The organism is Aerosakkonema sp. BLCC-F183 (genome assembly GCF_041929145.1).
In the GTDB taxonomy this organism is placed as follows: Bacteria; Cyanobacteriota; Cyanobacteriia; order Cyanobacteriales; family Aerosakkonemataceae; genus Aerosakkonema.
Map to the genome: position 1 here is coordinate 75,400 of NZ_JBHFNU010000031.1, position 24,961 is coordinate 100,360.

The window sequence follows — 24,961 nt, forward strand, 5'->3', positions numbered from 1 at the left end:
GTAAAAGAAATTACAAAAAACGATTCGGTGTAAGCACCTACTGTCAGGAGCGATCGCATATTTTAGTTCGCGGACTTAATCTACTCCCATTTAGAAAAATGATTTGTGTAGCTGCCAAATAGAGGATTTTGTCAGCTTAAGATTGAGGGGTTTAACCCCTCATTTAACACCCTTATCAAACAGCTAAATAATATCGTTGCTTTGACGAGAAGAAGAAACGTCAAAAACTAAAGCTTCTTAAAAGCGAACTTTCCACTAAGTTTGTGGAAAGTTAAAGCAGGATTATCGAATAGCGATCGCAAGAAATAGAACGGATCTTAAATTCATCTGAATCGGAAGAGACTATTTGTTCCCTCTGCGCCAGGGGGGATAATAAATTAATGCGATCGCCTTCGATATTAGCGATAGGCTCTGCGATTCATCATATTCCACAACCAAATGGCAATAATCGCGCCTAAGACGGCGACAAAAACACCGGGAAAGGTTAAAGGAGTGGCGGCAAGTTGGAAAGTTCCCGTTTGCAATAAAGTGACCAAAGTTCCACCGATGAAGGCTCCCACGATCCCCAGCACCATCGTAGCGAGAATACCGCCGCCTTGATAACCGGGATAGATAGCTTTCGCGATCGCGCCAGCAAGCAGACCTAAAACCACCCAAGCAACAATACCCATAGCTTTGGCTCCTTAAATGTTTTTATTTCACATTTTCAGCATAGCCACTAAATTTTTCTTCCACCTCTGTCAACCGATATAATCTACTAGATATAAATCGACAATAATCTTTTTTGATTAAATTTATTATGTAGGTAATTATTCAGTTTTACCCTCGGCCTATTTGCCCATCTACCCCTCAGCAATCTAATAATTTATGTGCCAGAAAAGATATTTGAGGGAAATTACCAGTTGCTAATCCAGTACTGTTTCTGCTATAAATCGCAACTAATTAAGCATTTTGCTTGATGCTGCATTAAGCGGATGTTGCTGAGAGTGAACGGAACCTATGCAAACACAAGACAGAACTAAGGTAACAAGCGTCGATGCGGCTATTGCTGCTTCTCAGAATTACCTACTTTCCATCCAATATCCCGATGGTTACTGGTGGGCAGAATTGGAATCCAACGTTACCATAACGGCAGAGGCGGTACTGCTCCATAAAATTTGGGGTACGGAAAAGACAAGACCTTTGCACAAAGCGGAAACTTACCTGCGAAGGGAACAGCGATCGCACGGTGGTTGGGAACTATTTTACGGCGATGGCGGCAATCTCAGCACATCGGTGGAAGCTTATATGGCGCTGAAGTTGCTGGGCGTACCGGCAACAGATCCAGCTATGCAAAAAGCGCGGGAATTTATTTTAGAACGAGGCGGCATCAGCAAAACGCGCATTTTTACTAAAATGCACCTGGCATTAATTGGCTGCTACAACTGGCGGGGACTACCTTCAATTCCGCCTTGGATAATGTTGTTGCCAGAATCTTTTCCCTTCACCATTTACGAAATGTCCAGTTGGGCGCGGAGTAGCACCGTTCCGCTGTTAATTGTGTTCGATCGCAAGCCGATTTACATAACCAATCCAAGCATCACTTTGGAGGAACTTTACACAGAAGGTGCTGAGAATGTGCGCTTTGAACTACCGCGCAATAACGATTGGACAGATGTATTTGTTTGGCTGGATGACGCTTTCAAATTAGCAGAAAATCTCAACTTAGTGCCTTTCCGCCAAGAAGGACTCAAAGCAGCTGAAAAATGGGTTTTGGAACGACAAGAAGAAACCGGTGATTGGGGTGGCATTATTCCCGCAATGCTAAATTCGCTTTTAGGATTGCGCTGCCTGGATTATGATGTCAATGACCCAATTGTGGAAAGGGGTTTGCAAGCGGTCGATCGATTTGCAGTCGAAACAGAGGATATTTACTGGGTGCAACCTTGCGTTTCGCCAGTTTGGGATACCGCTTTGGTGATGCGAAGTTTGCTTGATTCCGGAATCGCACCCAATCATCCAGCCCTTGTGCGGGGGGGAGAATGGCTGCTTTCTAAGCAAATTTTAGATTACGGCGATTGGGCTGTCAAAAACAAGCAAGGAAAACCGGGTGCTTGGGCGTTTGAATTTGTGAATCGCTTTTATCCGGATGTAGATGATTCTGCGGTCGTGGTGATGGCGTTGAATGGCGTGCAATTGCCGAACGAAGAGTTAAAACAAGCTGTAATTGCACGTGCTGTGGCTTGGATTGCGACAATGCAATGTCGAGATGGCGGTTGGGCTGCTTTCGATCTCGATAATAATGCAGATTGGCTGAACCAATTGCCCTACGGCGACTTGAAAGCGATGATAGACCCGAATACGGCAGATGTGACGGCGCGGGTGTTGGAAATGTTGGGACGCGGTAATTTCTCGATCGATCCGAGCAATTTCGATCGCGCTTTAAATTATCTCAAAAACGAACAAGAAGCGGAAGGCTGCTGGTACGGACGTTGGGGAGTAAATTACATTTACGGTACCAGTGGCGTTCTCGCGGCGCTGTCTCTAGTTGCGCCTGAGTCGCACCGAAGCAATATCGAACGCGGTGCAGCTTGGCTGGTCAGCTGTCAAAATGCCGATGGAGGATGGGGGGAAACTTGCTTCAGCTACGATAATCCCGCTCTCAAAGGACAAGGAGACAGTACCGCATCTCAGACTGCTTGGGCTTTAATTGGCTTGCTGGCGGCGGGAGAAGCCACCGGGAAGTTTGAGAAAGAGGCGATCGATCGGGGAATCAACTATCTTGTGACTGCACAGCGTTCTGATGGCACTTGGGATGAGGATTATTTCACTGGAACTGGCTTTCCCTGCCATTTCTATCTCAAATATCATCTTTATTTACAACATTTTCCGCTGACAGCTTTGGGGCGCTATCGTACTATTTTCGCTCAATAATGCCCTAAAAACGATTAACCGGGTTTCTGTGGAAAAGTTTACAGAAACCCGGTTTCTTCATGGTGGTCATAAAACAGTACAGAGGAAAAACAGAGTGGTTATTATTTCTTCACAACGGTGCAAAGATAGAAATCATCTGCCTAACGCTGCTGCTAAGCTGTTTCTAACCAATCAAAAATCCTGTCTAACTGTGCCAAAGTCACCAGCCCGTATTGCCACAAAATCATGGGGATGTGGTTTGGGCATTCTTCGCTGCGCCGTATGGCTAGGGCGATCGAGGATGCCGGGATCGCTAATTCTTCTTGTAAAAAGTTGACTAATTTAGTCTGCATAGTAGATTTCCTTGCCTTCGAGTCTTAAAAATTTTCTTCTCCCAACCTATGAGAAAAATATCGTTTAAAAACTCCCCTGTCAGGGTGATTTAACTCGTCCTAATGGGTGATTTCGATCACAAAAATCTCTACGCTCTAAAATTAGCCCTTTAGGAATAAGTCTAACGGTAAATGACCATAAGTTCCGCCGATAGAGTCATTTTCTGAAGATTGGCAGGACACCAGTACACCGCGATAAATTCCTGTGTAGGAATCGAGATAGTGGGATTGCTTGTGAGTATTAAATTTTATGTAAACCGGGCCTTCTAGGGAAGGCGTTTTGTTGGTGTCGAGAGGAATTTCATAGCCCAAACCTTCCAAATAGGTTTTTAGGGCTGCGAACCCTTGCTCTGCCGTATCAGCACAAATACCTAAATTGAGGTAATCGGACAAGTTGGCGATCGTTAGTAGAGCTTGACGGAGTAAAGCTTTTTCCTGTTCCGACTCTATCAGCTTAGTTTCGATGCAGCTAAATTGCTTGAGGATTGCTTGGGCTTGTTCGACAGTGATGTTAGCAGTCATGGTTTGGGTAGAGTAGCTGAAGATAATTTTACGGGCGCGATCGCACCCCCGTAGAGTGGGCATTGCCCAACATAGAGCGATCGGATTTCCGTAGGATTTGCTGAATGCTACAATTATACGCATAAGCGTATATGCGTATAAGCGCAGGGAGGCCAAAATTTGTATGGGTAGATGTGGGCATACAATGGATTCATGCCTAAATCTCCTATAAACCTATCGATCGAAGAAAGTTTGAAACGCAGGCTAAAGGCGGCTTGCGCTATGCAAGGCCGTGACGTTAGCAGCGTTGTATCAGAACTGGTTGAGGAATGGCTAGAGAAAATTGAGCCGCAACTGGCGCAACAAGCGTTCCAGAAAGAAAACAATAAAAACCAACGCTAAGCGGCCATAAACATTCTTTAGAGCAAGCCACAACGGTCAAAGTTTTCGGTGCTATCTGACTGACGACCCATCTAATAATGAACAGCGAAAACTCTGAATCTATTTCAGAAGAAATTATCTCCCAGCACGCAGTAACCGAACGTAGGATGTGCTACGAAATGGAAAGGAGATATGGATGGAAGTTACTGCGAATAGAATTAACTGGAGACAAAACTCTTAAATACGATTGCGTATTCGAGGGTAAAACCGAATTTCCTAATTACACAGAGGGGATGGAAAAATGAGTAGAAAGTATATTCTTTTTAGAGCGGAATGGAATCAAGAGGAGGGAGCCGAAAACAGGCTACTAGCGCACACTGGAGCTATCACCGACATTCTTGCCGAACATTTCGATTCATCCGATCGGCCCTTACCATCTCCTGGCTACAGATTGAGGGAATTCCATCGAGTCGAACAATTTGTCGATCGACAGTTTCCAAATGCTAGCACTCACACTCGTATCGGCGATTGGGAAGTAACCAGAGTTGAAAAATATGCCCCAGAAACTATGAGTGAGTTTGAAGCAATTGTTGTGTGCTATTGTCACTACGTTCCAGTAATTACTCCACTGGAGCCTCTGCCAAAAATTCAAGTTTCTGAAGAGCTTCAAGAATTACAGTCGATAAATCGGAGCAGGGATATTGCACCAAGATGACATCATTTTTGGAGTAGTTCGGCATAGATGTCATCCTCAGTGTTTTCCCAAACTTCTGCAAGTGAGCGATCGCTCACATTTAGCCAGAATTGCTCTTCCTCTTTGTCAGGCATCAAAGTTACGAGTAATTTCGTTCCTTCCGGAAGTGGAAGATTTTGGAGTAATTCTATTTTGCCATCACGGACGACAGCCCAAACCGTTTTCAACATTGCATTTAGTCCTTAAAATAAGATGGATAGGTTCAAGGTAACCAAAAATCTGGCAAGACGCTTTTTGCCAAATCGCGTCCCCACTGATTGATTGTCCGCCCTATTTGGATATGCGGTTCATCTGCCTCAACGGGCCAAATCGTCGCCTGATTGCCACGTTTAAAGCGATCGACCACTAAATTCGCCGCTTCTAAACCAGTTACATAAGCTTTTTCTTGCGACCAAGAACCGTGACGGTTAACAATCCAATCCCCACTCATAAAAACGTTATCGAAACTGGTTACTTCTGGCAACATATATTGATAGCTACCTGGATAAAAATGAGTGACTGCCCGTGGCAAACGAATCGCGCTGCTGTCGATTACTTTTGCTTCGCCAAAGGCGGGGATACAGGTTGCTAAATCGCGCTGCACTATCTGCACAATTTCCTCATCCCTGAGAGGTAAAAATTGGTTGGCGTGATAGAAATCTGCTTCGATAACTGTTCCGGGTTCGTTGCGATACTCATCGTGCAGGGCGTTGAGGTCAAAAAATGTCCAACCTGTGGTAGGATTGAAGCCAAAGCAGGCATTGGAAGGCAGGGGGATATCGATTTTGCGATCGAACCACAACCGAGTCGCCAAAACATCGATCGCGCCTAAATTCATCACGTCCCGAAATTCCTGGCGACTTTGCAGGCTAGGGCTACCGCTAATAATTTTTTGCATACCGGTTATCCCAACCGCAAAGATAACCGCATCTGCATCAAAAACTTCATCGCCGCAGACAACCCCCGTAGCTCTATTATTATCAATAATTAAATCGCTCACCCGTCGCTGGGTAACTACTTTTCCGCCAGCTTGTTCGATGCGTTCCACCCAAGGGCGAAAGATTTTTTCCCCGACTGTTCCCCGACACCAAACTACATCGAAATTTGGTTGATGAGCGAGGATAAAATAGTACAGCATACCCAAGGCTGCTGCTGCGGAACATTGCTCGCCTGGGGCGAACAATCCTACTAATAGCATCGGCTCAAAAGAATCGCGGTACAGCCTTGCGGAAACTCCAAATTGTTTGAATAATTCGCGGGCAGTTACACCATCGTAACGTCGCCAAGCGGCGTCAGAATTATCAAAATCTATTAATGCGTAGAGTAAGGGTAAAGCTGAAAGGCGATCGATTAATGGCAGTCGTCTAAACTTAGGATAAAGAAAAGTTCCCAGCGGTGTGGGCAGTAAGGGTTCATCCTGAAAAATGGGCGATTCGACTTCCAATCCGGCGGGAGAATATTGAGAAGAACGAGTCCAAGTTGTGAAGGGATTAAGTTCTAATTCGTTAACTAGAGAAAAGATATTTCTATAGGGATACCAGAAGCCGTGAATACCAGCTTCGACAGAACGCCCTGCGGCAGTTTTCCACCCTGCAACCAAGCCGCCAGGATAGGGGCCGGCTTCTAAAAGGGTTACGTCGTACCCTTGTTTTGCTAAATGGTAAGTTGCGCCCAAACCCGCCCAACCCGCACCGACAATTACTACTTTTTGGGTTTGCGATTCTGTTGACATTTAGTACCTTTTGATTATTTGCGCGATTTGATTTTGCTGAAGCGTCGGGGAAGAAGATTGTAGGTTGGGTTGAGCGACCGCGAAACCCAACAAATTTTATTTCTGCGTTGGGTTTCGTTACCTCAACCCAACCTACGTTTCGACCGCGAAACCCAACAAATTCTATTTTTGCCTTGGGTTTCGTTACCTCAACCCAACCTACGTTTCGACTTTTTTGACTTTTGACTTTTGACTTTTGACTTTCTAGACCTCATTCAATTTCGCTCTGATGGTTTCGATGCGGTTGCGATTTACTCCTAGATCTGATTCTCCCAAACGGGAAGCCGATCGCACATGAATCACCTTTTGTCCTTCATCGAGATAAAATTCTACATCATCAACAAAACCCATCAGTCTACTGGTGAATTCTACATAGAGATAATTGGGTGTTTCAGTGATAATTTTAGTTCTTTTTTCGGACTCAATTACTTTTTTGAGTTGAGCCATTGCCTCAGCAGGAGTAGAATTGTAAGTTAGAGGCTCAATTTTGTGTCCGTCATCCTGACTTTGGCTGCTGACGCAGTTGGGAGAACTCGGACAAGGTGCGAGTTTACCAACTTGTACGCCAAGGTTAGTGGGTCTTTTGCCTGCAAACAAGGTTATAGCTCCTGGAAATGCTACTGATGCTCCCAGCCAAAGGATAGTAAATAACAGCAACGATAACAAGATTATCACTAATTGTCTGAGAGGCGATCGCTTTTCGATTTCTGACTCAACCATGAATAGGATAAAGGTGATGCAACAGGCATATTATCCCACATTACCCACCATCAAAACAATTGGTGGGCAATGCCCACCCTACCAATTTGCCAGGATGGTTTCACCGCGTCGGAAAATCTCCCGCGCATAATCTGTCCAAACTCCTTGTCCCCAGTAACGAAAACAACTCGTTTGCAGCAAAAAGTTGTACAGCAATGCTTCCCGATAGCGCGATTCTTTGGTAATATTTTCTGGTAAAGAATCGACTTGTTTGTGGAAAAAAGCGCTGAGTTGATTCATGGGAGTCAAAACATTTTCGTATCCCTTTACCCAACTGATGTGATTTGTCCAGGAAGCGCCATCCATGTGAAAGTTATGGTGAGTTTGCTTCAACTCGGCAATGGCATTCGCTACCGCATCCGGGGTGCAGTTTTCTGGCGAAACTTTTTGCCAAATTAAATGTTGACCGATCGGCTGACAAGTGGGATAATTATCTTCATGACAACCAGCAGCTTCAATTAACTCCAAATACTCTGTACCATTCATCGCTACAACGCCAGATTTGCCGCCGTTATTTTGCGCTATTTCGTAACTAGCCCGGAAAAAAGTACCGGGAAATTCGTTCATCATCACACCGCCATTTTCGCCATCCCCAATTTGGCTGACTATTGGCGGAATGGAAACTTCACCTAACATTTGTCGAGATAAAGTTTTTGCCTCGTAGTAAGGCTGCATTTGCGCTACCAGTTTGGTATCCGAACCTTGGGTTTTGATTAATGCGGTGATACTGGTAACTTCGCCGTGAGAATTGCGGGCAATTAAACGGTGAGGAAGATGTTTGTATCCCAAGGATTGTCCGGTGAGAGTTTCGACAGAATGTTCTTGCACTAATAGCCAGCGATAGCCGCATTCTTTCAGCGCTTTGACAAATTCAAATAAAGTATCGGGATGATTGGGTAAGTGCATTTCTGGGGGAGAAAATCCCTTGACGCGAGATAGTGCTGACCAACCAAAAATGGCGGCAAAATAATGTTGCCAAGCTTGGATGTGCAGTTTGATATCCGGTATGGGTGTAGAGGGAACTACGGCGTGACTCCACATTGTTCCAAGCCATTCCACATAAGGCTGATAAGTGGGGTCAATTGTGATGCGTTTGAGATTTTCTAGAATATCGCCGCGTCCCATTTGTCGCAATCCCCACAACAAATTGCCAGAGTAATCTAGCATAACGCGAGGATTGCAACCGTTGGCGACAAGTTCGGGGATAAAATCTGCCATGCGGCTATAACAATTGGCAAATGGCGCGGCGTTGTGGTTGTCTCCTTCCTGGGGATGTTCAAACATATATTGCAGGTTGGAGATGAGTTGGCCGCTATGTCCGGCAGGTATGGTAGGCTGGTGCATATGCAGCGCGATCGCAAAGGCTGCTTGCACTTCGTTTAACTGGATGTTTGTTGTGGGTAAAAATACTGGTCTATCTTGTTGAGTTACTGACTCAATTTCTTTTTCCCACCCGCAGATGTTGGGTAATCCGTCAATTATTTCGGGTAATTCGGGGAGGGTGGCAGGTTGTAATGTTGTAGGCATTTGTGTGAGGGATTTTTATAGGAAACATATTGAGTTTGACACAATTACTCCCTTATCGCTCAAAGAATATGTATTGCATTAGGGGGAGTGGGGGAGTGGGGGAGCGGGAGAGTGAGGAGAAAAGAACAACAGGTAACTTGCGATCGATAATCTTACGGCGGGAAGGGAGTAATGTCTGTGTAGTTTGGTTGGGATGTTTTTTGGGGCTTTGATATCTGTTTTTTGGATATTTTTAACCGCAGATGTAGGCGATAGCCTTCCCGAAGGGTACGCAGATGATTTGCGCTGTTTGGTTGGCGAGTAAAGGATTTTTGGCTTTTCGGACAATGCTATGGTAGAGGCACAGAGGAGAAAATTTATAAAAATGTTCTGATTTGGACAAAAGCTTCTCAAGTCCGAAAAAGCCAAAAATTTGCAATCTTATCTGCGTTTATCTGCGTTTATCTGCGTTTATCTGTCTTCATCTGCGGTTAAATTTTAACTAACGATTCCAAAAGACAATCCAGGACTTCATTCATGTACTAGCGACGCTACCGAACACGCTATCAAAGTAAGCTTAGTAAACCTTGGCGTTGATTTGCAAGAAGCGAGGTTTCAATCCCCTTGCGGGGATTCGGTTAATTGAAAGCGCTCAGCATCCTGTCAATATCTTGAGCGAATTAATGTTTCAGTCCCCTTGCGGGGATTCGGTTAATTGAAAGTGCTACCTCTTTCGCAAAATCTCTTATTCTTTTAGTTCGTTGATTTCAGTCCCCTTGCGGGGATTCGGTTAATTGAAAGTTGTCTGGGTTGGTCGGGATTTGGTAAGATTTGCGCGTTTCAGTCCCCTTGCGGGGATTCGGTTAATTGAAAGTCTGCCGCCTGAAACTAGCACATGGAAAGAATTTCAACCGCGTTTTTCGTGAACCCGATCGCGCACCTTAATTTTTAGCGATTTCATTTCAGCGATCGTTCCTTTGGCTTGCGGCGGACTTTCAAGTCTGAAAACTATTAATTTTTCAAGGTTCTGAGGGGTTTCGCGAAACTCTTGGGTTTTTGCCCCCGCTTCGGTTTCCGAAAATCCAATATTCGCTCGATACTAACGCAACTATCCACACCTGTCAACGGCGGATGCGATCGCAGAATAAGCTGTCGGTTCTTTCGGGTCGCTGAGATAAAATGTTAGTTTTTGTGACCAATTTTGCGGATGGTGCGTTAGGCACGACAATTTAATTATTAGACATCTCCAAAAATTCTTGTGGGGTAGGCATCCTGCCTGCCCTTTGAGATTCTTTTGGAGGAGATGTCTATTGGTTGCGATACTCAATTTCTCGCCCGTGCCTAAAACACCCTACAATTAAATAAGATTTTGGCAAATATTCTTTGCTAATTTCCGATATTCTCGATTTTTTCACTTTTGTATTTTATCCTAAAAAATAGGATAATTTTGGTAAGGGTATTTATAGGTCTGGTTGTACAAATACAACTTTTGGTATGTTAGAGGCTTTTGATAGTCCGTCTGAGGCGGGATACACACAAACTGATAAAACTTACTTTCGGAAAAGAATTGCAAACCTAATCGGCATACTGGCACAGCTATTCAAAAGCCGCAAAAGTACCGTGCCTAACTCGCCTATGGGTAGTCCTAATGCAGGGTCATCCTCGATGAAAACGACACCCGTACCGAGTAATGAAAGCGATCGGGTAGAAGCGCTGAAACGGTACAACATTCTCGACACGCCGACAGAAGAAGCTTTTGATGACCTCACCCGTTTGGCTGCCTATATTTGCGGTACTCCCATTGCTTTAGTCAGCTTAGTGGATACCGAGCGCCAGTGGTTTAAGTCACAGGTTGGCTTGGAAGTGACAGAAACGCCCAGAGACCTTGCTTTCTGCGCCCATGCGATTCTCAACCCAGACGACCTGTTGGTTGTTCCCAACGCCTTGGAAGACGATCGCTTTGCAGACAACCCGCTAGTAACTTCCAACCCGAACATCCGATTTTATGCCGGCACACCTGTGGTAACTCCGGATGGTTTTCCGTTGGGAACTCTTTGCGTGATCGATCGCATTCCCCGCCGTCTTTCTGACGAACAACTGGAAGCACTGCGGGCTTTGGGTCGTCAGGTGATTACTCAAATGGAGCTACGATTAAACTTGGCGCGGTTAGAACGGCAAATCGCTAGGAGCGAAGAAGCAGAAGCGCAGCGGCGGGCGTCCGATCGGCAAGTGGTCGATCTGCTCGAAAGTATCACCGATGCTTTTTTTACCTTAGATCGGCAGTGGCGGTTTACTTGCGTCAATCAAGTAGCGACTCAAATATGGCAACGCAGTCCAGAACAACTCCTGGGTCAAAATATATGGGAGGCTTTTCCGGAAATTGTCGGTTCGCAATTTGAGGAGCAATATCGCAAGGCGGTAGCTCAACAAGTCAGTCTTAGTTTTGAAGAATTTTACCAGCCATTAGATCTTTGGTTTGAAGTGCGCGTTTTCCCTTCTTATGAAGGGGTGTCTGTTTTTTTTCACGATATCACGCAGCGCAAGATGATAGAAGAAGCGCTGCGCTATCAGCGAGAAAATTCCGAACGGCTGTTACTTAATATATTGCCGGAACCGATTGCCGTTCGGTTAAAAATGCAGGAAAGCAACATTGCCGATACCTTTGATGAAGTAACGATTCTGTTTGCGGACTTGGTTAATTTTACGAGGTTGGCTAGCAAGGTTTCTCCGAAGAAACTGGTCAGCTTACTTAATAAAATTTTTTCGACTTTCGATCGCCTCACGGAAAAACATGGTGTGGAAAAAATTAAGACGATCGGTGATGCCTATATGGTAGTTGGCGGTCTACCCACATCCCGCTGCGACCACGCCGAAGCTGTGGCAGAAATGGCACTCGATATGCAGCAGACTATTAGCCAATTTAATGCTGATTATTCTACGAATCTTAACATCCGGATTGGCATCAACACTGGCCCTGCTGTGGCTGGGGTGATTGGTACGAAAAAGTTTACTTATGACCTTTGGGGCGATGCCGTTAACACTGCTAGCCGTATGGAATCTCACGGTCTACCCGGTCATATTCAAGTAACAAAAACGACCTACGAGAAGTTGCAGGACAAATATTTGTTTGAAGAGCGCGGCTTTATTCAAATTAAAGGCAAAGGTGGGATGAAAACTTATTTACTGATGGGGAGAAAATCTCATCCGTCTTATCTCTGTTGTAATATTCCAAGAGAAAAAGGCAATTAAAAATTATTGCTGTTTCGCACCTAATGCTTTGAGTGTGGCAATAGCGGTTTCTGTTAAACCGCTAACGCCTGTAATATTAATGCCTTCGTAGGGTCGATCGGTCTTGAGAGTTTTCAGACACTCACCTGTATCTACATCCCACAATTTAATCGTCTCGGAATCGCTGCCACTAGCTAACATCTTGCCATCGGGACTGAAAGCAACCGACCAAATATAACCGCTATTTGCTTGTAAAGTATGGCGACGTTCACCGCTGGTAATATCCCACAAACAAACTGTGCCGTCTGTACTGCCACTGGCGAGAAGCTTGCCATTTCGACTAAAGTCAAGACAGTTGATTGTAGCGGTGTGTCCCTGGAAAATTTGCAGACATTCGCCAGTGTTAATATCCCACAATCTAATTGTGCGATCGAAACTACCGCTGGCAAGAATATCCCTGCCTTTGTGAGAAATTGGACTAAAGGCAACCGATTGCACCCAACTGAAGTGTCCCTCCAATATTTGCAGGCATTCGCCAGTGGTAATATCCCATAATCTGATTGTGCGATCGAAACTGGCGCTGGCAAGAAGACCCCCCTCAGTCCCCCCGCCACGGGGGGAAGTGGGAGTGAGACCCCCCTGAGTCCCCCCGCTACGGGGGGAGGTGGGAGTGAGACCCCCCTGAGTCCCCCCGCTACGGGGGGAAGTGGGAGTGAGACCCCCCTCAGTCCCCCCGCCACGGGGGGAAGTGGGAGTGAGACCCCCCTCAGTCCCCCCGCCACGGGGGGAGGTGGGAGAAAAGGCAATTGCATAGATTAAACTCGGATGTTCTTGCAATATTTGCACGCATTGACCGCTATTAATATGCCAAATTCTGATAGTTTTATCTTCACCAGCACTGGCTAAAATATGTCCGTTGGGACTGAAGGCGATCGACCATATCCAACCCGTATGTCCCTGGAATGTTTTGAGAGTTTGTCCGGTTTGCCAGTCCCATATTCTGACGATGCGATCGCCTCCACAAGCTAACATATTTCCATCCGGACTTAAGGCAATTGACCAAATAAAACCGCTATCTATCTGCAAATTTTTTACGCACTTGCCTATTTCCACATCCCATAATTTAATAGTGCGATCGCTACCGCTAGCTAATAATAGTTTGGAGTGGGAAAGTGGGGAAAAGAAAGCAACCGAATGGACAAAATCGCGATTTCCCTGAATAGTTTTTAGACAATTACCGGTGCGAATATCCCAAAGTTTCACTGTCCGGTCTATGCTACCAGTAGCCATAAAAATGTTGTTAGGATGGAATGCGATCGCACCGACCCAACTCGCATGACTCTGCAAATTTAGGCGACAACTACCATCGGAAACATTCCACAACCTAACTGTACTATCTCCTCCTCCACTCGCTAGCGTTTCGCCATCCGGACTGAAAACAACGCGCCACACCCAACCATTATGTCCGTGCAAAATTTGGCGACAAGTGCCAGTTACTACATCCCACAATCGCACCGTCGAGTCATCGCTGCAACTTGCCAAAATTCTGCCATCCGGACTAAAATCAACGCACCACACCCAACCATTATGTCCCGGCATTTCTAAACTGCAAGTACCGCTAGTAACATCCCAAATTTTCACCGTACCTTCTACACTGCCACAAGCAAGCATTTTTCCATCGGGACTGAAAGCAATAGAAAATACCCAACTCCCACCAATCTCCCAAGTTTGGAAATATTCGCCGCTTTCTACATTCCAAAGTCTAATTAAACCTTCACTGCCGCAAGCTAATATTTTTTCATCTGGACTGAAAGCGACAGATTGCACCCAACTCTTGTGTCCTGCCAATATTTTGAGGCATTTACCGCTAGAAATATCCCACAATTTGACAGTATTATCTTCACCGCCGCTGGCAAGAATACCCCCCTCATTCCCCCCGCCACGGGGGGAGGTTGGAGTGAGACCCCCCTCATTCCCCCCGACACGGGGGGAGGTTGGAGTTATACCCCCCTCGTTTTGCTGACCGCGAAGGGAGGTTGAACTGAAGGCAAGCGTCTGTACCCAACCTTTGTGTCCCTGCAAAGTTTGTAGCGGAGTCGATCGCAATATTTCTCCACCTTCGCTAATTCTCCACAAGCGAATTTCTCCATCGCTATCCCCTGTAGCTAAAAGTTTTCCATCTCCACTAAAGGCTACGGAAAAAATATTTCTGAAGGTTTCGTTGAAAACGCATTTGCCGAAGTTAGCATTCTGGAAATTAACGTTATGCAGCTTGAGGTCTTGCAGGTAAGCTTGCCAAATCGCTAAATCAGAAAAATCGTAGCCGCTTAAATCTGTCTGAAGTTGACGCAATAGATTGAGAGTGTTTCCACCCACATAACCTTGTTGAGATAAAGGTTTACCTCTGAGGTTGGCGAGGATTTGCATTAATCGATTTTCAATATTAGTTTTCGTACCGAAATGGCAGAGTAGCTCGGCGATAATTGGGTTGACAATCAGGCGAATTTGTGTATCTCTTACATAGTCGAGAGATTCCGCTTTAATTATTGCGAGACTGCGGAAAAGTGCTATCTCCTGAGTGGAAATTTCTTCGCAAATTTGCTCGATCGATCGAGCCGTGACATATTCCATTATCACCGGTTGCAAGGTGAAACGAGCCGCGCTTTTTTCGAGCAGATATCGCCTTCCCAAAGATTCCAGCGCCTCCAGTAATTTTGTTGGTTGCACTGGCGATACGATATCCTCTTGCAATTGTGCCAGCGCCACAGGTTCGCGATCGATCGCCAGCCAATACATCACCTCTTTTTCTAAGGCAGACAGGCGATTGAAATGTCGATCTAGCAAATCGCGAATATCGCCAAATATTATCGCATTTTGCGCTAAAAAATCGGCAATGTTGCCATCAAATAATTCTTGAATAGTCGTGGAAATTATCTTTAATGCCAAAGGATTTCCCGCATAACGACTAACCAGTTCTTGCCATGCTTCTGCGGAACCGCGAAAAAATCCTTTGGTTCTCAATATTTCTTGTCCGTCTGTTGCTTGCAAACCCGTTAATTGGAACGATCGCACAGGCAATACTGCTCCTTCCAAGGAAGCAATTTCTTTTGGTTTTTCCCGACTCGTCAGCAACAAACAACTTTGATGTTGCGTTTGTCCTATCTGTTTGAATAGTTCCCCATAATCTTCATATCCCTCGCGGTAATATCCCGCTCTTTCCCCATCAGATAAAATGGTTTCTACGTTATCTATTACGATCAGACAACGTTGCGATCGCAATAACTCGCACAATTGCGATATTCTCTGTCCGATCTGCTTCGGTAAATCTATTTTTTGGTAATTTGATAAGAACTGAATTAAATTAGCCAGGATCTCTTCAACTGGTGGCGCATTGCGGAGAGTACGCCAAATGACACAATCGAATTCCTCCTGAATTTGTTGCGCTAATTTGACAGATAAAGCAGTTTTACCGATTCCACCAATACCCAGCAGCGCCACTAATCGGCAGTTTTCTTGTGTAATCCAATACTCCAACTTAGCAATTTCATCCGTGCGACCGTAGAAAATTGATACATCAACAGCCTCACCCCAATCAGTTCGATTTTGGATTTTCGATTTTGGATTTTGGATTTGTTGTTCCGCAGGCGTCTCGTCGGCGCTACCTCGATCGTGAGAATTCGGTCTGGTATAGTCCTGCGGTAGGAGTTCTAAGTCAAAGGCGCGGAAAAAGCATTCCAAAGTCTGCTTATCGACGCCTTCCTCGTGCGCCAATACCTTCGCGACGGTGAAAGGCGCGAGTTGAGTGCGATCGCTCAATTCCTCTAAAGTAAACTTATTACCATCATTCTCCTCAATTTCCGCCTCTCGCCTCGCTTCGCTCAGCTTTTTCAAGCCCTGAAAAGAGAGGACAACACCGCGTTTGCGTCTTTGCTTGTGCAGATCCATCATAGGTGGTTAACGTCCACTGTGACGGCACTTTGGCTGACTTTAAGTAAGATAGCTCACAAAGCTGGAGTTCGCGTAGCTCTTTTTGGGCGATATAGATTTCCAAAAAATGTGCGCCATGTGCGCTGGTATCAAAGTTTGCTTCTGTGTACGGTGATGGCAGCCGTAAGTACAGTAAAGTTATGTTAAGTTAGCAGCTTAACGCCTTTATCTTTAGTGGCGTAAATGCGATCGCACATACACACTGAAAGTAGTCAGTTGTTAGTAGTCAGTAGTCAGTAGTCAGTTGTTATTTAACTACCCACTACTCAACAGTAGGAGAATTAAACATGGTAACATTACAAGAAAATCTTCAAAGCGAACCAATAGCCAAACAGCCTCAGAGCGTAAAAGTTTCCAGAATTTTACAAACGTTCCGGGGAATTCTTTGGCCTATAAAGTATCTAGAAAAAGCGTTTCTGGAATACGGCGACATCTATAAGGCTGAATTTGCAGGCTTTCCGACACAAGTAGTAATCGCCAATCCCCAAGCAATTCAACAAATTTTTACCGCCGATCCGAAACTGTTTAATTCTGGGGAAGCAAACAAAATTTTGCAGCCTTTATTCGGCAATTATTCCCTGTTACTGCATGATGGCGAATATCACCAGCGCCAGAGAAAACTATTAATTCCTCCGTTTCATGGCGAACGGATGAAAGCATACGGTGAAATCGTCTGCGATATTGCGGAAGAAGTGATAAGTAAGTGGACGATCGACAAACCATTTGAAGCTCGTTCATCCATGCAAGAAATTTCCCTGCGAGTTATTCTACGCACCATTTTCGGTCTGGATGAAGGAGAGCGTTACGAAAAACTAAGGCAACTCCTGACTTTGCTGCTGGATACTACCGGTTCTCCTTTACGGTCTAGCTTTGTGTTTCTGGAAGTGCTGCAAAAAGATTTAGGCGCGTGGAGTCCGTGGGGAAAATTTCTGCGGTTAAAACAGCAAATTAACGAACTTCTCTACGCTGAAATTCGCGAACGTCGGGCTAAAAATGATTTATCTGGCGAAGACATTCTCACCTTAATGATGTCAGCTCGCGATGAAGAAGGTCAGCCGATGACAGATGAGGAATTAAAAGATGAATTGATGACGTTGCTGTTTGCAGGTCACGAAACTACAGCAACAGCTTTGGCATGGGCATTATACTGGATTCACCGTCAGCCGGAAGTTCGGGAAAAACTATTGATAGAGTTAGATACTCTCGGTGAAAATCCAGACGCAAACGCGATCGCTAAACTTCCTTACCTCAATGCTGTCTGTTCGGAAACATTACGAATTTACCCGGTGCTTTTGTTTGCTTTACCGCGCATTACAAAAGCGCCTGTAGAAATTATGGGGTATCGCTTTGCAGCGAACACAATGCTATCTCCCTGCATTTATTTGGTTCACCATCGCGAGGATTTATATCCAGAACCGAAACGTTTTAAGCCAGAACGTTTTCTGGAACGTCAATACTCGCCTTATGAGTTCTTCCCGTTTGGCGGTAGTAACCGTCGCTGTATTGGCATGGCATTTGCTATGTTTGAAATGAAACTGGTACTGGCGACAATTCTGTCAAAATTGGAACTGTCTCTTGCAGATAATCGCCCGGTTGTAGCTGCACGCCGAGGTATTACGATGGCACCTGTGGGGGGTGTGCGCCTGGTTCTTAAAGGTCAGCGCAGTTAATTTTTAGTCTGAAAATTTAGAGAGTGCGATCGCATCATCTGCGGCTGTAAAAATCTCATCCTCAAGAGAGATGAAAAAAATCAGCCAATGCGATCGCACTCTGTTTTTTTCAAATGAATTCAATTTTAGTTGAAATCTCTTTGAGAATCCAATATCTTTCCTTTAACAAGAATTGTCGGTTAGGTTGAGCGATAGCTAAACCCAACTTTCATCGTTCCAGCTAAAAAGTCCACAAGAATCAACATCTGAAGACGAAAAGGAAATTTCTTTATATGCCTAACATATTCAAAGCAACCTTGACTGGCGACCAAGAGCCTACCCCCACCGGGTCAAAAGGTACTGGAGTTGGGAATTTGGAACTAAACGATGTCGGCGATGCCCTCTCCTTTACCCTAAACATTAAAGGTTTGGATTTTGGGCCGATTTTGGGTCAAGCGCCCCAGACTCCCGATCCGACCGATGATGTGACGATCGCGCACTTCCACTCTGCGGCTCGTGGCATCAATGGCCCCGTAGTCTTCAATATTTTTCCCCCTGACGATAAAGATGACCAAAAAGCCACGATTAACCCGGATGGTAGTACAACTATTACCGGCATCTGGGAACAAACTGATGCTGGCAAACAGCCATTAAGTAATTTTGTCCCAAATCTGAAAGCCGCTGGCCTCGGTGCGGATACAACCTTATACTTTAATTTCCACACCAATGCGTTCCCCGGCGGAGCAATTCGAGGCCAAATCGCCGCCACGACAGGCACCGTTATTCAAGGAACGGATGTCTCCGACAATCTTGTGGGCGGTGAGGGAGACGACACCCTATTTGGCAAAGGGAATAATGACAGTCTTTCTGGCGGTGGCGGCGACGACTTGTGTAACGGCAATCAAGGCAGCGATACCTTGAATGGAGGTGTAGGCAACGATACTCTCTACGGTGGCAAAGATGATGACTTTCTCTTCGGTAATGAAGGTAATGACGTTCTGATTGGCAACTTGGGGGCTGACAATCTCGCTGGCGGGAAGGGAGACGATTTGTTATTTGGCAATGAAGGCAGCGACACCCTGGATGGGAATGCAGGCAACGATACTATCTACGGGGGTAAAGGTAATGACTTCCTGATCGGTAGCCTTGGCAACGATTCTCTCAGCGGCGACTTGGGAGACGATACCCTCAGTGGCGTTGATGGCAGCAGTGCCAGTCCTGGACTGGGGGAGATAGATACTCTGACTGGGGGAGATGGAGTCGATCGATTTATACTGGGAAAAAGCAATGTGTTTTACTACAACGATGGTAATGATGCCGATGCAGGTCTAAACGACTACGCTCTAATTACTAACTTCAAAGCTGGGCAGGATGTCATCCAGCTGCGCGGTGCGGCTAATAACTATACGTTGGCTACATCTGGAGGTAATTTACCGACAGGAACGGGTATTTTTCTGGTGTCATCCGGTCAAAACGAGCTGGTAGGAATTGTGCAAGGAGCTACTGATTTGACTTTGGGAAGTGGTTCTTTTATTTTTGTTTAGATCGTCGGGTGGGTATTGCCCACCCGATCGAATTACGGCTTTTCTCCGGATGCGACTAGCGCCGCCATTGGCAAAAGTAATTTGTGATTTGTGATGTAGTTTAAGGTTGTTTGATTGACGGCGGCGCGGATATTTTCCAGGGATTTAGTATCTTGAACTCTCAACAAACCGCCTGTTCTAGCCGAGCCTTGATAAAAAGCATCAAAAAGTTCGTTGCCATCAGCCAATTCCCACAGCATGGCAACTGTCTGCACGGAAACATTTTTAAAGCCTACTGTTTGCAAAGCATCGATGCACCGATCGCGATCGCTAAATCGGAAAAATGGTGGCCCTTCTGGGAGCGCAACCTGGGTATCGCCATAAGTTTCGATCGCTGACAGCATTATTTGGAAAGCCGCACAATGTTCTGCTTTCTCCCAGACAGCAAAGGCATATTTTCCGCCGCTGTTAATCACCCGAAATGCTTCGCTGAGCGCTTTTTCTGGCTGCGCTAAATGCAAGATGCCAAAATTCATTACGGCAGCTGCAAATTGAGAATCTGGAAAAGCTAAAGATTCCGCATCGCCTTGTTGAAATTCGATTTGAGGATGTAGTTCTTTCGCTTTCGCCACCATCGCTTCGGAAAAATCGACCCCAGTTATCGAGCATCCTCGTTGAAATGCCGCCGCCGCTACGTAGCCAGGGCCACTGGCAATATCGAGCAATTTCTTACCCGCACCAGCATCGACAGCATCTAGCAGAGTTCCGATGCTTTGTTTGGTGAGATTGCCAAAAGAAGAATGATATTTTTCTACTGATTTCTGCCATCCCTCATATTCAAATTCTTTAAAAGCATTGACGCGATCGCTAGGGTTGATCATACTTAGTTTAAGCTAATATTTATAACCGATTTTGTAATATACCTTCATCACCGTTCTTTGTCAAGAGTTAGATCGAATTTATCTATAAACTTAACTGCCTTTGGTATTCTGCGGGAGTGTTGATATCGGCGATGATTATTGGCGTATCGAATTCAACTTTCTGGATTTCTGGATAAAAATCTTGCACGATTTGACGCAATCCAAAACTTTCTTCTCGAATTTTTTCTAAGTAAGGTAATGCTTGGTTGGCCAAAAATAAAGGATGTCCTAACTTACCTTTATAAGTTGGTGCGCTAATTATGGCAGCGTTGCTGATTTGGAGTTGCAATAATTTTTGGTAAATTGCAGTCGGTCTGGGTTGATCGACTGCTGAGATAACCAAAATTTGCACATTTTTGGGAATTAATTGCAATCCGGTTAAGATAGAACTGGTTTTGCCTTGGCTGGGGTCGGGATTGATAATAACCTTGGTGCTGGGGGGACAATCTTTTTGGCGATCGCTATTATGTGGCCCAAGCACTACCACAGGTGCGATGCCTGCCAGCAGAAATTGTTCTACTTGATAGGATAGTAAAGTTCTTCCATCCAGCCAAGGAAGAGAAGCCTTGCAAACACCCATACGGCGGGAGTTACCTGCTGCTAGAACGATCGCGAAGTATTGCGGGGGAGAAAAGAAATCAGTATTCATGAGAATTAAATATAGTTAATTAATAGAGTGTATTTACTCTGATAAAGATCGCCCTGTTCCGCCGCGACGCACTTTGATTAATTCGGCGCAGATACTAACAGCAATTTCCTCTGGCGTTAAAGCACCGATATCCAAACCGATGGGAGCATAAATTGATTTTAATTGCTTTTCGGGATATCCTTCTTGTTGTAATTTTTGTCTGACTAAACGAACGCGCTTTAAAGAGCCGATCGCACCGATATATTTTGTCTTTAATTTCAATAAAATTCGCAATGCGGCTAAGTCGTGTTGGATTCCCCGCGTTACCAGTGCGACATAAATATTTTCGGTTGGTGGTAAATGGCAATTGGTAATCGGTAATGTTAAAATAGCAGCAGCTTGAGGAAAGCGTTCTTCGGTAGCGAATTCCGCGCGATCGTCTTGTACAATTATCCGAAATCCTGCTAAATGAGCAATTTGAGCTAACGGTAGAGCAATGTGACCGCCACCAATTATTAATAATGTTGGCAGAGGCAGCAAAGTTTCTCGAAAACAGGAATTAGTTTCGGGTTGATTGTCGTTATTTGCAATTTCTAAATAGGGCTGTAAATTTTGGCTAAACGGAGTGATAACTATCGCAGAATTTCCAGATGAAAGGATATCGATAATTTGATTGACCAGCGTCAGATTGCCACTTGTCCAGCGTTCCAGCCATACTTGCATTGTACCGCCGCAGACACCTTGCGTTTCGCGATCGCCTGCGCCCGATAAATCAATTTCCACAAATTGTTTTGTGCCAGTTTCTAACACTTGGAGAGCTTGTGCAATAACTTTGGCTTCCCCAGCACCACCGCCAATTGTACCGATAATGCGATTATTTGGGTAAACAATCATTTTTGCGCCCACTTCTCTGGGGACAGAACCTTTAATACTGGTGACAGTGGCGATAACTACTGGGCTTTTCTGGAGACTTTGACCTAGTTTTTGGTAGAAATCAAGCATTTTGCCAGGGTCACTTTTGTAGGGTGCGTTAACGAAGTGTAACGTACCGACAACTGTTGGGGGATAGCTACTGAGTAGAAGGCTCTAGAATTTCTCCTTTTCTCGTTCCCAAGTTCGATCTGGGAATGCGATCGGAAGTTTCTACCTTCTGGGGTGTCATATTTCAGTTAAATATAATTTTTAACTATGGCGACTTATGTTATAATAGTATGAGCGCAGTCATTTATGCGCGATCGCCAATTGCAAGGCAAGCATTTAACTTTTCCGTCAGCTTCGCATAACTTGACAAGCGTTAATTATTCTTTTCCAAAACTTCACATAGCTTGACCGAAAATTTACACTCTTTCCCGTTAATCGCGCTAATATAGAAATAGAGAGCCCTAGAGGGGCATAACTGAGACACTTAATTGGAAACTGCCAAACCTACAAATGGCAACTTATAAGTATCATTTTAAAGAGGAAGCGGGGTAAAGCCCCGCTTTCTCATTGAGAGGGGATAATCAGGGCTGGCTGAATAAATCTGCGATCGCTCTCACTTGAGGGTCTACAGAATGTGTTTCAAGGACTTTCAGTTAGCAGACTGCTGTTGCACCGCCTGACTGACTTCCTCTACATCCAATTCCAACGCCTGTGCTATTTGTTCCACACTTAACCCCAATCCTAACAACCGGGGTATTGTTGCTAATTTCGCTGCTATCTCACCTTCTTGGAAAGCTTCTTGATAAACTCTTGTTTGTTTTAACTCACTCAATCCAAACATTGCCTCGATCTCCTCTCGACTTTTACTGGGTAACTTATAGACTATGATAGTCTCTATTAACTGAAGCAGTTCTCGTTGAGCAGTTTCATCGGTTATCTGTTGTTTCGCTTGGTTGACTAACTCCCTTACTTTTGTTGGTGCAGTTTCCTCCGGTTCTACGATTAATTTTATTACCTGAATGCCAATAGATTCCTCTGCTGATGCGCTTAGTTCATCCAGATAAATGCGCCTCACTCGTCCGGAATTCAGGAATTCGATATAGCGATATGTTTCTCCTGTATCCGTACTTCGCTTGGGGTAGATGACAATGGCACGCCAATTGTTTTTCAGTTCGGTTTTATCGAGGTAGATGAAGATTTCGCTAATAAATCGAGAGTAGAAGGTTTTGTCTGGTTGAAACTGAACTTCGAGAAAATAAATGGGTGGTTCTATTGCATCGGTATTGGGTAGAAATACGCCATCAATGCGGAATGAGGTTTGTTTGACTTCAACGGATGAGAATTGGTAGTTTTCAGCTTCTTCAGGTGGTAGGTTAAGTAGTTCAAAGAAGATGCTGGGGAAGGTTTGGAATAAGCGATAAAAGATGGAGTCTGTTTTCACGAACTAGGATAAGTTTTGGGTTTATTTAATTATAGTATGAGGGCGATCGCCTTACGATCGTTTCTTCTTTTTACCTGTCAGGAAGATAAGGACTTTATCCCGAAGTTAAGGAACTTAAGCTAATTGACTAATTCTGTTCGCTCAATTCTCTAGCGGCTGAAAATCTTGCTGTTGCTGCATTTTCGGAAATTTCGCTCCAAAAGCTTATCTTCTGGCTTAAGTTCGGTATCACCACTGGTTAAGTTTGGTGGGAAAGTGGAAACTAGACTCTATTACCCCAAAAGTTACAACGGAGGTAATCAGTGGTTAGTTTATTTGCGCCTGCAAAAATTGAGATGTTTTCAGAAGCGGTAATGGGAACGGTGGAAAAGACAATTTCTCAAAATCAGCCTGGAAGAGTTAAGTGTTTGGGTAGTTATTGGCCTGCTCGATTTTATCATTCTAATTGCGATGTTGTTGTTTTTCCCGATGAAGTTGTGAAAGTTGTTGGGAGACAGGGGATTACTATGCTTGTGGTTCCGGTAAGTTTGGGCAATTGATAAATATAGGGTTGGATTTTTAAACTGCGGGAGCTTAAATCCACATTCCACGCCTTTAAGTCACAATCGCTTATTTCCGTTTTAGCGACGCAGTTAATAAACTTCATCATGCGTCCCGATATCGAGCAGAACAATGACTTCGCTTTTCATTTCTGTATCGATTTGAATTGAAAACACAATACGACAATCATAGCCACAAGAGCAGGACTGAAAACCCTCAAGCTTACCGCTTAGTTTGTGGGTAGCCAGGACTGGCGCAAATACGTCTACTTCCATTTGTTGAAGAGTTTCTTCAATGCGTTGCTGGAGGTCAGAGTTTCGCTTGACAAACTTGCGGAATGCTCGTTTGAATTTCGGGGTTAAAACTAGCGTTCTCATGCTTCTTCTGGCTCATTCAAAGACTGGCGCAATGCGAGAATTACTTCCTGCGCTGACTGGCGTTGAAATTTACCTGCATGGAAATCTGCCAAGGTTTGTTGAGCATCAGCTGCCATTTTTGCACGGCGGCTTTCCCGGAGGCGATTTTGGAGAATTTCGATCAGCATTTCCTGCTGTTCGTAGGGCAGTTGCGAAGCGGTTTCTAGCACTTGGTCAAGGGTGTTCATGGGAATGTTATTATTGCCTGTGATGTTGAAGCAGAAATCCAAAATTTGATTAAATTATATCACTCGTCTCTGACCTTTATGAGGTACTATGCTTTTGGTTTCGGTAAGTTTGGGGAATTGATAAATAATGATCTGAGCTTCAAGCCTGCCAGGGGTTTAAACTCCTGCGTCATACCTAAAGTCTGTTAAAGATTTGTATTGAGTCTACACCCGCCTCAGACTCAAGTCTGAGGCTAATAGCTAAAGTCCGTTAAAACGGACTGAAGAATTTGCATTTAGTCCACTTCAGTGGAGTTTAGCTATTAGCCTGCGATTTGAATCGCAGGCGGGCTTAAAGCGTAGCCATTGAATCCTGTTTACATTTACCCATTCCATGAATTATTTCGGGATAGAATATTCAACTGAACGGGGATTATCCATTCGTTTAGAAGCATCTAATATTTCTAATCCCACGATATTTCCTTCTTTGTCATAATCAACGATAAATCCAGGCTTTTCTTCATCGCTTTCTTCAATTGGCAAATTGTTAAAGATGATTCGCATCACATCTACTTCGGAATCGTAGGTAATTTTCATGGCTGTCTC

23 protein-coding genes and 1 CRISPR repeat array are annotated in these 24,961 nt (G+C 44.7%); of the genes, 8 read left to right on the plus strand and 15 right to left on the minus strand.

Going from position 1 to position 24,961, the window contains the following annotated elements; all coding sequences use genetic code 11:
- Window positions 1-398: 398 nt before the first annotated feature.
- A complete protein-coding gene (locus tag ACE1CD_RS08105; RefSeq protein ID WP_190472836.1) occupies window positions 399-671 on the minus strand; it encodes a GlsB/YeaQ/YmgE family stress response membrane protein in 273 nt (90 codons plus the stop codon).
- Window positions 672-999: 328 nt separating this feature from the next.
- Between ACE1CD_RS08105 and shc the strand changes: the two genes are divergently transcribed.
- Window positions 1,000-2,913, plus strand: coding sequence for a squalene--hopene cyclase (gene shc / locus ACE1CD_RS08110; protein ID WP_374822997.1), 1,914 nt, complete (start codon window positions 1,000-1,002; stop codon window positions 2,911-2,913).
- Window positions 2,914-3,065: 152 nt separating this feature from the next.
- Here the strand turns inward: shc and ACE1CD_RS08115 are convergent, their stop codons facing one another.
- On the minus strand, window positions 3,066-3,245 hold the full coding sequence (locus ACE1CD_RS08115; RefSeq protein ID WP_190472841.1) for a DUF2949 domain-containing protein: 180 nt from the start codon (window positions 3,243-3,245) through the stop codon (window positions 3,066-3,068).
- 141 nt (window positions 3,246-3,386) lie between these two features.
- Entirely contained in the window at window positions 3,387-3,929 is a 543-nt protein-coding gene (locus ACE1CD_RS08120) for a DUF1824 family protein (protein ID WP_374823001.1), read from the minus strand.
- Between the two features lie 69 nt (window positions 3,930-3,998).
- Here ACE1CD_RS08120 and ACE1CD_RS08125 point away from each other — a divergent pair, with 69 nt between their 5' ends.
- From ACE1CD_RS08125 to ACE1CD_RS08135, 3 genes are all read left to right on the plus strand, one after another.
- Window positions 3,999-4,187, plus strand: a complete 189-nt coding sequence (locus ACE1CD_RS08125; RefSeq protein WP_374795619.1) for a plasmid partition protein ParG — start codon at window positions 3,999-4,001, stop codon at window positions 4,185-4,187.
- A gap of 77 nt (window positions 4,188-4,264) precedes the next feature.
- Window positions 4,265-4,471 (plus strand): hypothetical protein, encoded by a 207-nt coding sequence (locus ACE1CD_RS08130; RefSeq protein WP_374795620.1) that lies wholly within the window; start codon window positions 4,265-4,267, stop codon window positions 4,469-4,471.
- Window positions 4,468-4,881: a hypothetical protein gene (locus tag ACE1CD_RS08135; protein ID WP_374795621.1), complete on the plus strand. Its 414-nt coding sequence runs from the start codon at window positions 4,468-4,470 to the stop codon at window positions 4,879-4,881. Before ACE1CD_RS08130 ends, ACE1CD_RS08135 begins: the two co-directional genes overlap by 4 nt.
- 2 nt (window positions 4,882-4,883) lie before the next feature.
- On the opposite strand, the gene ACE1CD_RS08140 is transcribed toward ACE1CD_RS08135, so the two are convergent.
- From ACE1CD_RS08140 to ACE1CD_RS08155, 4 genes are all read right to left on the minus strand, one after another.
- A complete protein-coding gene (locus ACE1CD_RS08140) occupies window positions 4,884-5,090 on the minus strand; it encodes a hypothetical protein (protein WP_374823004.1) in 207 nt (68 codons plus the stop codon).
- Between the two features lie 32 nt (window positions 5,091-5,122).
- Entirely contained in the window at window positions 5,123-6,631 is a 1,509-nt protein-coding gene (locus ACE1CD_RS08145; RefSeq protein ID WP_374823007.1) for an FAD-dependent oxidoreductase, read from the minus strand.
- Window positions 6,632-6,874: 243 nt separating this feature from the next.
- Window positions 6,875-7,390, minus strand: a complete 516-nt coding sequence (locus ACE1CD_RS08150) for a DUF1499 domain-containing protein (protein WP_374823010.1) — start codon at window positions 7,388-7,390, stop codon at window positions 6,875-6,877.
- 78 nt (window positions 7,391-7,468) lie between these two features.
- Window positions 7,469-8,956, minus strand: coding sequence for a glycosyl hydrolase family 57 (locus ACE1CD_RS08155; RefSeq protein WP_374823013.1), 1,488 nt, complete (start codon window positions 8,954-8,956; stop codon window positions 7,469-7,471).
- Between the two features lie 591 nt (window positions 8,957-9,547).
- A CRISPR array of direct repeats spans window positions 9,548-9,810; the repeat unit is 38 nt; unit sequence GTTTCAGTCCCCTTGCGGGGATTCGGTTAATTGAAAGT.
- Between the two features lie 790 nt (window positions 9,811-10,600).
- Between ACE1CD_RS08155 and ACE1CD_RS08160 the strand changes: the two genes are divergently transcribed.
- Window positions 10,601-12,184, plus strand: a complete 1,584-nt coding sequence (locus ACE1CD_RS08160; protein WP_374823058.1) for an adenylate/guanylate cyclase domain-containing protein — start codon at window positions 10,601-10,603, stop codon at window positions 12,182-12,184.
- Between the two features lie 3 nt (window positions 12,185-12,187).
- Here the strand turns inward: ACE1CD_RS08160 and ACE1CD_RS08165 are convergent, their stop codons facing one another.
- Entirely contained in the window at window positions 12,188-16,111 is a 3,924-nt protein-coding gene (locus ACE1CD_RS08165; protein ID WP_374823016.1) for an NB-ARC domain-containing protein, read from the minus strand.
- Between the two features lie 326 nt (window positions 16,112-16,437).
- On the opposite strand from ACE1CD_RS08165, the gene ACE1CD_RS08170 reads away from it, so the two are divergent.
- Together ACE1CD_RS08170 and ACE1CD_RS08175 are read left to right on the plus strand one after the other, a co-directional pair.
- The gene (locus ACE1CD_RS08170; RefSeq protein ID WP_374823019.1) at window positions 16,438-17,820 is read left to right on the plus strand and encodes a cytochrome P450; all 1,383 of its coding nucleotides are present in this window, start codon (window positions 16,438-16,440) and stop codon (window positions 17,818-17,820) included.
- Between the two features lie 272 nt (window positions 17,821-18,092).
- Window positions 18,093-19,343 carry a CHRD domain-containing protein gene (locus ACE1CD_RS08175; RefSeq protein WP_374795627.1) on the plus strand — a complete coding sequence of 417 codons (1,251 nt, stop codon included), beginning with the start codon at window positions 18,093-18,095 and terminating at the stop codon, window positions 19,341-19,343.
- Window positions 19,344-19,375: 32 nt separating this feature from the next.
- Here ACE1CD_RS08175 and ACE1CD_RS08180 read toward each other — a convergent pair whose 3' ends face one another.
- The 4 genes from ACE1CD_RS08180 to ACE1CD_RS08195 form a co-directional block, all read right to left on the minus strand.
- Window positions 19,376-20,203, minus strand: a complete 828-nt coding sequence (locus tag ACE1CD_RS08180; RefSeq protein WP_374823022.1) for a class I SAM-dependent methyltransferase — start codon at window positions 20,201-20,203, stop codon at window positions 19,376-19,378.
- Window positions 20,204-20,285: 82 nt separating this feature from the next.
- On the minus strand, window positions 20,286-20,891 hold the full coding sequence (locus ACE1CD_RS08185) for an NTP transferase domain-containing protein (protein ID WP_374823025.1): 606 nt from the start codon (window positions 20,889-20,891) through the stop codon (window positions 20,286-20,288).
- 33 nt (window positions 20,892-20,924) lie between these two features.
- Window positions 20,925-21,872, minus strand: a complete 948-nt coding sequence (locus ACE1CD_RS08190) for an XdhC family protein (protein ID WP_374823028.1) — start codon at window positions 21,870-21,872, stop codon at window positions 20,925-20,927.
- A 568-nt stretch (window positions 21,873-22,440) separates the two neighbouring features.
- Window positions 22,441-23,232 carry an Rpn family recombination-promoting nuclease/putative transposase gene (locus ACE1CD_RS08195; RefSeq protein WP_374823031.1) on the minus strand — a complete coding sequence of 264 codons (792 nt, stop codon included), beginning with the start codon at window positions 23,230-23,232 and terminating at the stop codon, window positions 22,441-22,443.
- A gap of 302 nt (window positions 23,233-23,534) precedes the next feature.
- Between ACE1CD_RS08195 and ACE1CD_RS08200 the strand changes: the two genes are divergently transcribed.
- A complete protein-coding gene (locus tag ACE1CD_RS08200) occupies window positions 23,535-23,771 on the plus strand; it encodes an NfeD family protein (RefSeq protein WP_374823033.1) in 237 nt (78 codons plus the stop codon).
- Window positions 23,772-23,864: 93 nt separating this feature from the next.
- Here the strand turns inward: ACE1CD_RS08200 and ACE1CD_RS08205 are convergent, their stop codons facing one another.
- From ACE1CD_RS08205 to ACE1CD_RS08215, 3 genes are all read right to left on the minus strand, one after another.
- Window positions 23,865-24,149: a type II toxin-antitoxin system YafQ family toxin gene (locus ACE1CD_RS08205; protein WP_374823036.1), complete on the minus strand. Its 285-nt coding sequence runs from the start codon at window positions 24,147-24,149 to the stop codon at window positions 23,865-23,867.
- The gene (locus ACE1CD_RS08210; protein WP_374823039.1) at window positions 24,146-24,376 is read right to left on the minus strand and encodes a hypothetical protein; all 231 of its coding nucleotides are present in this window, start codon (window positions 24,374-24,376) and stop codon (window positions 24,146-24,148) included. The genes ACE1CD_RS08205 and ACE1CD_RS08210 overlap by 4 nt, the downstream gene beginning before the upstream one ends.
- Before the next feature lie 378 nt (window positions 24,377-24,754).
- Window positions 24,755-24,952, minus strand: a complete 198-nt coding sequence (locus ACE1CD_RS08215; protein WP_374823042.1) for a DUF2283 domain-containing protein — start codon at window positions 24,950-24,952, stop codon at window positions 24,755-24,757.
- Window positions 24,953-24,961 lie beyond the last annotated feature (9 nt).